The organism is Paenibacillus phytorum, assembly GCF_013141715.1.
Taxonomy (GTDB): Bacteria; Bacillota; Bacilli; order Paenibacillales; family NBRC-103111; genus Paenibacillus_E; species Paenibacillus_E phytorum.
Map to the genome: position 1 here is coordinate 192,919 of NZ_WHOA01000125.1, position 9,841 is coordinate 202,759.

General features: G+C 35.5%; 8 protein-coding genes and 1 pseudogene. 5 read left to right on the top strand and 4 right to left on the bottom strand.

Annotated elements, in window-relative coordinates:
- Position 1: 1 nt before the first annotated feature.
- Both GC098_RS19200 and GC098_RS19205 read left to right on the top strand, forming a co-directional pair.
- Positions 2 to 1,510, top strand: a complete 1,509-nt coding sequence (locus GC098_RS19200) for a recombinase family protein (protein WP_171644862.1) — start codon at positions 2 to 4, stop codon at positions 1,508 to 1,510.
- Positions 1,491 to 3,053 carry a recombinase family protein gene (locus GC098_RS19205; RefSeq protein WP_171644863.1) on the top strand — a complete coding sequence of 521 codons (1,563 nt, stop codon included), beginning with the start codon at positions 1,491 to 1,493 and terminating at the stop codon, positions 3,051 to 3,053. Before GC098_RS19200 ends, GC098_RS19205 begins: the two co-directional genes overlap by 20 nt.
- Before the next feature lie 531 nt (positions 3,054 to 3,584).
- On the opposite strand, the gene GC098_RS19210 is transcribed toward GC098_RS19205, so the two are convergent.
- The 4 genes from GC098_RS19210 to GC098_RS19225 all read right to left on the bottom strand — a co-directional run bounded on the left by GC098_RS19210 (position 3,585) and on the right by GC098_RS19225 (position 8,935).
- Positions 3,585 to 5,942 carry an ATP-binding protein gene (locus GC098_RS19210; protein ID WP_171644864.1) on the bottom strand — a complete coding sequence of 786 codons (2,358 nt, stop codon included), beginning with the start codon at positions 5,940 to 5,942 and terminating at the stop codon, positions 3,585 to 3,587.
- On the bottom strand, positions 5,943 to 6,668 hold the full coding sequence (locus GC098_RS19215) for an ABC-three component system middle component 1 (protein WP_171644865.1): 726 nt from the start codon (positions 6,666 to 6,668) through the stop codon (positions 5,943 to 5,945). It abuts the gene before it with no gap.
- Complete coding sequence (locus tag GC098_RS19220) at positions 6,665 to 8,143, bottom strand: ABC-three component system protein (RefSeq protein WP_171644866.1); 1,479 nt, start codon at positions 8,141 to 8,143, stop codon at positions 6,665 to 6,667. The genes GC098_RS19215 and GC098_RS19220 overlap by 4 nt, the downstream gene beginning before the upstream one ends.
- A 102-nt stretch (positions 8,144 to 8,245) precedes the next feature.
- On the bottom strand, positions 8,246 to 8,935 hold the full coding sequence (locus GC098_RS19225) for a hypothetical protein (RefSeq protein ID WP_171644867.1): 690 nt from the start codon (positions 8,933 to 8,935) through the stop codon (positions 8,246 to 8,248).
- 151 nt (positions 8,936 to 9,086) lie between these two features.
- Between GC098_RS19225 and GC098_RS19230 the strand changes: the two are divergent.
- The 3 genes and pseudogenes from GC098_RS19230 to GC098_RS39575 all read left to right on the top strand — a co-directional run.
- Positions 9,087 to 9,176: pseudogene (locus GC098_RS19230) on the top strand (helix-turn-helix domain-containing protein); the annotation flags it as partial.
- Positions 9,177 to 9,369: 193 nt separating this feature from the next.
- Entirely contained in the window at positions 9,370 to 9,555 is a 186-nt protein-coding gene (locus GC098_RS19235) for a hypothetical protein (protein ID WP_171644868.1), read from the top strand.
- A 67-nt stretch (positions 9,556 to 9,622) separates the two neighbouring features.
- On the top strand, positions 9,623 to 9,841 hold a 219-nt coding region (locus GC098_RS39575), incomplete at its 3' end, for a hypothetical protein (protein WP_216625332.1).

The window sequence follows — 9,841 nt, forward strand, 5'->3', positions numbered from 1 at the left end:
AATGCTTACTGTTGCGTATTATCGAAATTCAATTGACGAAGACAAGCAAAAAACTTCTTTAGACACCCAACAAAATCTCGCCTATGAAACAGCTAAGAACTCTCGTTTGGTAATTGACAGGGAATATGCTGATCCGAAAACATCCGCACGAAAAACAGAAATTTCTCAACGAGTACAATTTTTTGCACTTCTTGATGAAATAAAAAGAGGTAATGTGAAAAATTTACTTGTAATGCGGCGTGATCGATTGGCTAGAAATTATGGGCAGCATATGGCAATATACAGAATTTTTAAAAACCATAATTTAAATGTTATTTTCACGAGTGCTGAACTTCCAATGAATTACTCTGCCAGTGGAGAGTTAGTGGAATCTATGCTCGGGGCCGCTAATCAAAATGAAGCAATTAAAATTGTTAGTGGATTATCACAAGGAAGAATGACCGTAGCAAATCAAGATAAAAACCCTGGGGGCAGATACCCTTATGGTTGTGTTAAAAAAGATGTGGATAATAAAGATGTGAAAAATAAAGAAGAAACCGATTCTTATAAGGTCGTTAAAGAAGAAATGGAACAAGTGCAGCTGATGTATAAATTATACGCAAGTGATGAATGCAAAAGTGTAAGTGACGTTGTAAGGAAGATGTTTGAGTTAGGAATGAGCAATCGCAAAAGTAAGCCCTGGGAGGATCAAGCAATTCGCAATATTTTATCGAATCCAGCGTACAAAGGAAAGAGACATTTCAACTTTAAATTTATTAACGGAGATGTGTGGAGCAATAATCCTGAACTCAACTGTGTTGGTGAAGAATTGTGGAACTTGGTTAATAAAAAACTAGAAAGTTCTTCAAGGCCTCGAAAAAAATTAGATGAAATTGAAATAAATTTTTTATTGAAGGACTTTGTTTTTTGTGCACTCTGCAAGGAACGGATTAAAACGACAAAAGCATTAGTGAATAATGAGATTTGTGGGATATATCGTTGTAAACATCTCAAGGTTGAAAAAAACCAATTCGAGAGTTTGCTAATAAACCATTTAAATCATCATTTGAATCACATTTTTGAAGACCACTGGAAGAAATTGCTGACGTATTCTATGCAATCGAAAATAGCTTCGATTGAAAAGTGGATCAAAAATCTTGAAGATCAAATGAGACGTAGTAATGATCATGTTTCTGAGTTTACAGTTCGTTGGATCAATGGCGTTCTATCTGAATTGGAATTAGAGGAATTGCTTGAAAATCTGGAGGGTGTAAAAGAACTTCAAGTATTTATTGAATCTCGCAGGAAAGAACTGAACAAAAATCTAGAACTACTTGAAAAATACAAAGATGAGAAAAGGGAAGATTGGTTTGTCAAATTAAGTTTAGACATGGATTCTAAACAATTAATACCTTTATTGAAAGAAACAGTGTCCCAAATAGTATTTTTGGAAAATGGAATCAGATTTGAGTTCAAGCATCCTTATATAAAAGAATACACGGAGATACTAAATGAATCCAATAATAGCTGAACTAGTTAGAAGTGAAAAACGCGGTGTAACCTACGGACGAGTTTCAACAAAGAAACAAGATATTATGAAGCAAACGAACACACTTAATGAGTTTGTGAATAAGTACGGTTGCAACATCGTTAATCGATACGAAGATCCAGGAGTATCAGCAGAGAAAGTCAAGCTTGAAAAACGGACAGGATTTGCAACACTTCTAGCAGATGCGACTAAAAAACAATTTGATTATGTGTTAGTTTGGGATTTTGAACGAGTTTCCCGTGATCAAGAAGAACATGAGTTCATTCGGAAAAAGATGGGAAATTTGAACATCCCCATCTTATTAATTGAATCAGAGGATTTTTATGATACAGGTGACCTCATGAGCAACGCGGTGAGGGATGGTATTTCTCGGTTTCGTTTAGAGAAAATTCGTATTGATACGATTAATGGAAAAAAAACAGTGGCTCAAAATGGAATGTGGCCTGGCGGCCGTGCGCCATATGGATACAAATATAATAAAGCTAACAAGAGGTTTAATCCCATTAGTGAAGAATTAGTTATTGTTAAAGAAATCTTTGAACGGTACAAGAACTATGGTTCTACATTTAAAATGGTTGCAGATTCATTAAAAAAGGAGGAAATAGTGGGAAATCACTGGGATTCCCAAAAAGTTAAATCGGTTTTACTTAATCCATTATATGCAGGGTATATTGCTATGCGTCGCCGTAAGAAGAATTCCCGTAACTCTATCCAATATAATCGAGATAATTGGATCATGCGTAAGAGTCTTCAAATCAAGGACCCTGTTATTTCGTTAGAGCAGTGGGAAGAAACTTGGAAACTATATTTGGAAAGAAAGGACATCAAGCCACGTCATTTCACCACCCCCTTCTATTTGAAAGGTATCCTTACTTGTGCGCACTGCGAAGCTAACTTGGAATGTAAAAATCAAATGACAGGGAAAGGTAAAAAGGAGTATGGAGGTTTGATTTATCGCTGCCGTTCTAACTCATGTATGTACAAAATCTCATTGGACACCGCTCACAGATTAATTTCAGATATTTGGAAAGAGCTCAGGAGAGTTAATGTCACCCAATTCTTAGGTAGAATTAGTTTTGTTATAACACATGATGAGGGCAATCTAACATTTGAAATCGAAAATTTAAGACAATCTATAGCTGAGAAACAAGAGTTGCTCAAAATGTGGGATGAAAAATTCGATACAATTCATCAAGAAAACAGAACTCAAGAAAACAGAACTCAAGAAAACAGAACGCAAGAGCCTATGCTAATAGCTCTTAGTATTACAAAAGGAGTTACCATCCAGAAGTTAGACAACGAAGTAAGATTGCTGAAAAGTAAAGTGAAAGAGTTGAATAAAATTAATGATTTTAAGTCGGATAATAATTATTCGGAAAAATTTATGGAAATGGTCAACGCAGACTGGGAGAGCTTGAATTCTAAATCAATTCGAAGTATTATCACAATGTTTGTTGAAAAAATAACAGTAAATAGGGATGGTCAGTTACATTATCGTATTTATAAGGATCTAAGCGAAGACTAATGGACAAAAAACCTGATTGGTTAATCATCAGGTTTTTTATCGTGTCAGTAAAGGTTTGTCTCAGAGGATTAATATCGTCTCAAGCTGTTTTTCAGTCTTTTTGTACCAGATAGTTCATATAAATTAACAACCATATCGGCGTGGACCATTAGAGGAAAAGCATAATAGAATTCGAATTAAAGGTTTCCAATATTTTTAAAAAAACTATCTCGGTTAATGGATAGGCACGGAAAAAAAATCTCGGTTAAGCAATGTGTTCTCGATCGTGAACACATTGCTTAACCGAGATTTTTACTCTTGAAAATGGCTTGTACCCTTAAGGTACAAGGAAAAATTAGGCATAATCCAATACCAAATTGATTGATACAATTTGATCCTCGGTTAGAAGGTAGACATGGTTACTGTATTCTTAACTTTTCTCGGTTAATGATTGTGTATGTTAATTTTAAAATCTTATACAAAGGTTCTAGCTTTGAATGATTCATTTCAGATAATAGTCAGAAACTTCTCGGGACATCCAAACGGCAAGGTTTATATTTTCAGATGTGATTCTTCCCTCATATTAAAACTGTGTGCATTTACCCCATATTTACTGAACTTATATTGCAAATATCTCGATACATCATCTTCATGTGTAGAAATAATTATTTGCTTGTGCTGAAAGTCATTTCTAAGCAGCTCTGTTAGAGAGGCCATATTAATTTCATCCATGGATTGAACAGGGTCGTCAATTAATATTACACCTAGATCTTTATTTCCATACACCTTGTTCAAAGAAAGCGTAAAGGATATGACAAGTGCAGATAACTGACCTGAGCTTAGAAAGTTTAGCGCATCATGATCCGAAGTGTTGTCGGAAACAAAAACAATACTTTGCGCTTCATCCTTAATGAATAACCCAAGACCTCTTTGATAATTCTGAATTATCTTTCCACTATAAATATAAAACGGCACCTCAATATCCACCATTATCTTCTTCCAATGCTTTTTTATAGAGGAATCGTAGTTATAAATTATCTGTTTAATTTGTTCAGACTTTTTAGTTAGATTACTAAGTTCTTCATTACATTTGTTTAGTTGCTTTTCATCCTCTGCTTTTTTTTCTTCATTTTGATTATAAAATTGATAATCAATGTATCTTTTTTTACGTTCAACTGCCTCGACTCTTATTTTTTCTACGTTAGTTTCAAGCCCATTAAAGTTCTCTTGATACAATGTTTGGAAGGTTGTAAATTTTTCATCGAACTCAGCATACCCCACTTCTATAACATGCTTTCTCCCGCGAAGCTCGTTCGATAAATTTTCAGCGGCAAGCTCGACATTCTCTAATGGACTATTGAATTGTTTGTTACTGTGTACAGAAAAATCGACGTTGTTCTGTGCACACCAGTCCAGAAAAGGGGCTATTTCTCTCTCGCGGCGATAGCCGTGTTCTAACTGTCTGTAAAATGTTTCATTTATTATGTTTTCGGGATTTGAAAGATAACTTTCAAGCCATTGAATAATAGCAGCGAAGTGAGTATGAAAAAGCTCTTTTATCTCGTGCTCTTGGATTATTGTGGAATCATCATATAAGGAGGAAAAATACTCCTTTTTGGTTTGGAATTCGGCGAGAAGCCTCTCATGGTCTCCCCAATCATAGCCACAAAAAGGACAATCTTCTTTCAACTCCCCTTTGTGAGAATGGAAAGTGTTCAATTGTTCTAATAGCTTGTCTCTAGTTTGATTTAATTCACTCACAATTTTTGATAGCATGGAAGCATTTTGAGTTTGATTCTTTATCGTCTCAACTTTTTGTTTTACCGTTGTTATATCAAATTTAACTTCGTTATGTAATTCATCATAATTTATGGTGTACATACTTTTTTGATAATCCTGCAATTGTACTAAAAAGCGCCGAAGCTTTTTTTCTTTTTCAACTTTAAGCTTAATTTCCTGATATTTATCAAGGAAAAAGGCAACGCTTATTGTTGATTGTAGCAATGTCTTATTATCCGCATACTTGTTTAACTGTAGATTGAATGTAGCCTTTTTATATTGATCAAAATGGCTAATGAAGTCTTCTATTAAAAGTAATTCATTAATGAATTTATCACGCATCTCCTTACTGCTAACAGTAAGATTTTCCCGATCCCATAGTTTATCAGCAATGTCCCCCAACAAGGGTTCGTACTCCGTAACATCTTTATTTAGGACTCCCTCAGGATTAACATAAGATTCTAAGCGAGTTCTAATTTCACTAATTTCCGTTGTCTTGTTTCTCTTTCCAGTATCTATATATTTAACTAAACCTTCAAAATACTTCTTCTCCTCAACCTCGGCATTTGTGTCAAATAGACGGCTTATTTCGGCCATCCTATCCTTACCAGGTCTCTTTAAGAAAGAAGTGTTATCTTCTTGTTGAATGTAATAAAACAAACTATATAGTCGTTCAAGTTCCTCTACTCCAAATATTTCATTAACTACTTTCTGTGTAGAACTTGTCTCGTCATTTATAGGGCTATCGAATGACTCTAGGATGTGTGTATCAAATACTTCCCACTTACCTGGCTGTTTGTCTGTCCCTGTTAGTCTTTTTCTTGCAGGGAGTGACTTAACTAATGTAACTGTTTCTTCATTATTGGTCGAAAACTGCACTTTAATTAAGATGTCCTTTGATGGGTCGTTGCTAAATAACAGATCCCCATACGCTACACGAGCATCATCAGGTCTTTTAATTCTATCGATCTTGCCCGTTAAAGCCAATTCAATTGCATCAAAAATGGTTGTTTTTCCAAAGCCATTTGGACCATCTAACACAATTAATTGACCCTTTCTCCAATCCAGAAGAAGGTGGTCAATTGCCTTGAAATTTTCTATAAGAACTCTACTAATAGTGTAGTTAGCCATTTATTTCCCCCCCAAACCTATGTAATCCATAAGCCTTGTCCGTAACGTTTCTTCATCAGCAGTTTGAGAATATATATTCCCCTCAGCATCTTCATTAGTAACGATGTTCAACTTCAGCAATTCATCACGTATTTCGAGTAAGTCGGGGCTAAGTGAATTCGTTATCGTATCCTCTAAACTTGCGATTTCTCTATTCCTTGTTGTTATATCGAGAAATGGCAATTTGATAAAGAGTTTGCTTACCAGATTATATTCTGACTCACTATTTGGAGTTTTCTTATGTTCTTGAAATGCAACTTCGTTATTTAGCAATGAATGGAGGTACGACATAACGCTAAGCCCATTTACTTTTTGCAATGCCATTTCAACCTGGTGATTGGTATATGTCAAGACGTACTTTTTGAAAAGATAAGGATCTTCTTCAATATCAAAGATCATTTTATTCAGCGCAGGATCAGATCCTGTATCAGTCTTTTTCACACAAACCAACATTGACAAGTTTTTGTCCATTTGGGGTTCATATCCTTCTTCTAACCCCTTAATAGCATCGTAATAATCATTCAAGTGTTCAACGCTTGTGTTATCAAATGTAGTACCCTCTAAAAAAATAGCTAGATAATAGCTTGACCTTTTTGAATCAGAAGCAAAAATAATTGGTTCTTGCGACGTTAAGGAACGAATGTTATAACCGTTTTCTTCAAATATATTTTCAATTAGCCTAATCATTGATTCAGTTCTCCCTTTGCAGTGTTAATATCAATCAAGCGAATTCTTTTTATTTTAGTAATCTTATCGTTGATTTTGGAGCTTTCGTCATCAATATCTGTATATTTTTTTGCAGCATTTTCTAACGATTCGGAGTTAAAGTTGTCAGTAATCATAACTTCGATTTCAAATAAATTATTTCTTATGGCAGCGTTGCTTAATATATTACTCGCAATAGTGGATTTCAACCTGTCTTCACTTCTTATTCTACCTGCGTTAAGTTTTACAGTTGTCGGTAAGTAGACGATGTTTTGTGATTGTTCCTGAACAACATACTTGTAATCATTTGAACTCATTCTTTGCTTGATTTCATAAAATGCATAAATAAGAACTTCGATGCCATCTTCGGGTATTAGATCTCTATAGGCTTCATCATTAGCCTTTCGTATGTGAATATGAGGAGTAACCATTTGACAAAAAGTGAAAAATTCAGAATTATCAAGTTCACTTATCGCGCTTACATATTCTTCCACTCTCAGTAAATCATCATGCCGTTCAAAGTCCTGTTCTTGAGTGGTTTTATGATGAAGTTCTTCAGACATATTCTCACAAATACTGTGAAAAACGTTTCTTAATTGATGTATTACATAATCTTCCGAAGGCTCTTCCCAGTTACATTCAAGCACTTTGATTATTTTCCCAAAACCTATTCTATCTGGAACTTGTTCAACTTCTTCATCGCTTTGCTCGTTAATATGTCTGCGGGTAATATGTTTATCAACCTCGCCTAAAAGGTAATGGTACACCACATCTAGCTGTTTTTCAGTGGGTTTGATATCCTTTTGAACGTAATATTTCTTTATGCGCTCAATTATTTCGCTTTCTAATTCAGATAATGGACAATAGCTTTTTGAATCTGAGTATGTATATTTTGAGAACAATGTAAAAACTTCCTCATAAGCATCGGCTGCCTTTACCATGTCGTAATAATCTCTAGGTGAGTAATTTTTAATTTTAGGACTGGTTGGTGGACCTTTAGTTGCCTTTGGTTCTGTTGGAGGGTCTAATTGTGACGGATCTTTAGTTGCTTTTGGAGCTGGTGGAGGGGCTAACTCATTTAATCTCTTCTTGATTGACTCTACAGACTCAATTTCAGTTGCAGAATGGAGATAGGAACCACCACATGGATTAAGGAGCGTTTTCCCTAGTAAATTCCATATGGCATCTTTATATTCACTCAGATTATGAGCCTTGTAAGACTTCACCTGATGGATGGATACATAATTCTCCCCATTCAGAATACAAAAATCTTCATACCATTCCAATTCAAGCCGATAATTTTCGTAATCATCTGGGCTAATTTTAAGTATGTAATCAAGTACAACATTGAGTGCAACTTTCCCTTGATATTGATAGCCGCTCCAGCTCGGGATTGCACTGTGATATGGGGTAAATTCAATAGTCTCTGTAGTAGTCATTTCAGCACCCTTTGTCATATAGCATAATAAACTAAAACTATTCGACTTTTTCTAATTTTTTCCTGCAAATTTCGCGTTTGTAACCAAAAAAAATGCCAAAAGGCGGATATGCCCTTGGCATTATATTGATTTTCGCTTCTTATGAAATTGTACTGCCTCATGCAAATTAAGACGACAATAGTCAAGAATTCGGTTCAGCAACCTTTCTCCTCCCAAATAACATAATGCTTCTGCCTCGTGTACAAAAATACCCGAAGTATAAAATGTTGTGTTCTCATTAATATTGTGAGGGAATACCCAAACCAATTCCTCATCGTTTAGATGCACTTGACGAAGCCCATTAGACATCATGTAGGTGTAAATATTAATAGGTAAAGGATTTTGCTTACAATACTCGCGGTAGTCGAAACCGAATTGCTGTTGTAGAGTTTCATTTACTAGACGAAAAACAGCATTCTTCAAATCATACATATTGTCGCTAAACTTTACCGTTTTCACTAAGACTTTAGAGAACTCAATTAGTTCCCTGAGTAGTTCGAACCTTTGAAAGTCATCTAACACCTCTGGTACCTCATGTTTATCACAGAGGGGATCGGAGTATGACATATCCCAAGACGTTGCATAAAATAAAGGCAATGTAAAATTTGTTTCTATTTTTTTGATTAACCTCCTCCATCGTATGAGGAGATGAACATCGTATTTCTCCCTAAGTTCTTCAACAGCTTGGTATGAGTAATCAATAAGAGAGGCAAGTATCGTTTTCTGATAATAAGTCAACACGACAATCCCTTCTTTTCCATTTATTAACAACCATTATTCCCCTAAATTATTGAATTTAAATGGTGTCCCTTTAAAATAAGTATGAAGTTATATAGCCTTTAGAAGTGTATTAAACATAAATGATCGCTCCTCAATCAAGGAGCGATCATCATTTGCTTATACATAATGTTGTTCTTCAAAACACATTGCGAACGTCATGCAAAAGCTGAACGTAAAGGGTCGTTCACAAGCGGTTGTAGAACTGATCAAGCTTGGGGAATTAAAGATCTGATTCCGTCAGCAGAGGGATCCATGTAAGCCTTTGAGCCTCCCTGTGGAGGATTCAAGGGCTTTTATGTTTGGCAGGAGGATTAGAAATCATCCAAATATTGAAAGTTTTGTTAACCCGACATTTCGACAACAAGTGACTTGGGGCATGTACTATGATACATATATAATTCATTATTAGGAGGTAATTATGTTAAATGGTTGAAGCAACCAATGATCAAAAAAACATTTTTTCACTTTCAACGCTTCTAAATATAGAGCCCAAAATTCTGCTTAGACTTTGCCATTATATTGAATCCAGAGGACATTTCTTTACGAAATCAGAAGAGGGTACCATTCAATTTAATGATAGAGATATCGCTGTTATCCTAGCCCATTACTGAAGGGCTTTTTTCTTTGTACTTCCGCGAAAACCGCTCTTACAGCGAGAGCTCTGCGAGCCGATGCTCGTTGACAGAGCCTGAGAAGCCGAAAATCGACTTCTCAGCAGACTGTCACGCGCGTCCATGCAGATTAAGCTCGGAAAACGCGCTTAATCTGGAGCACACGAAAAAAAAAGGGGTAAGCTTTGCTTACCCCAAACCCAAAACATATAAATTATTTGTTAAAAAAAGAAGAGGCTGTCCCATAGGGTGTTCATCTTTGGGCTACCTCTTCTTTTCACTGTTG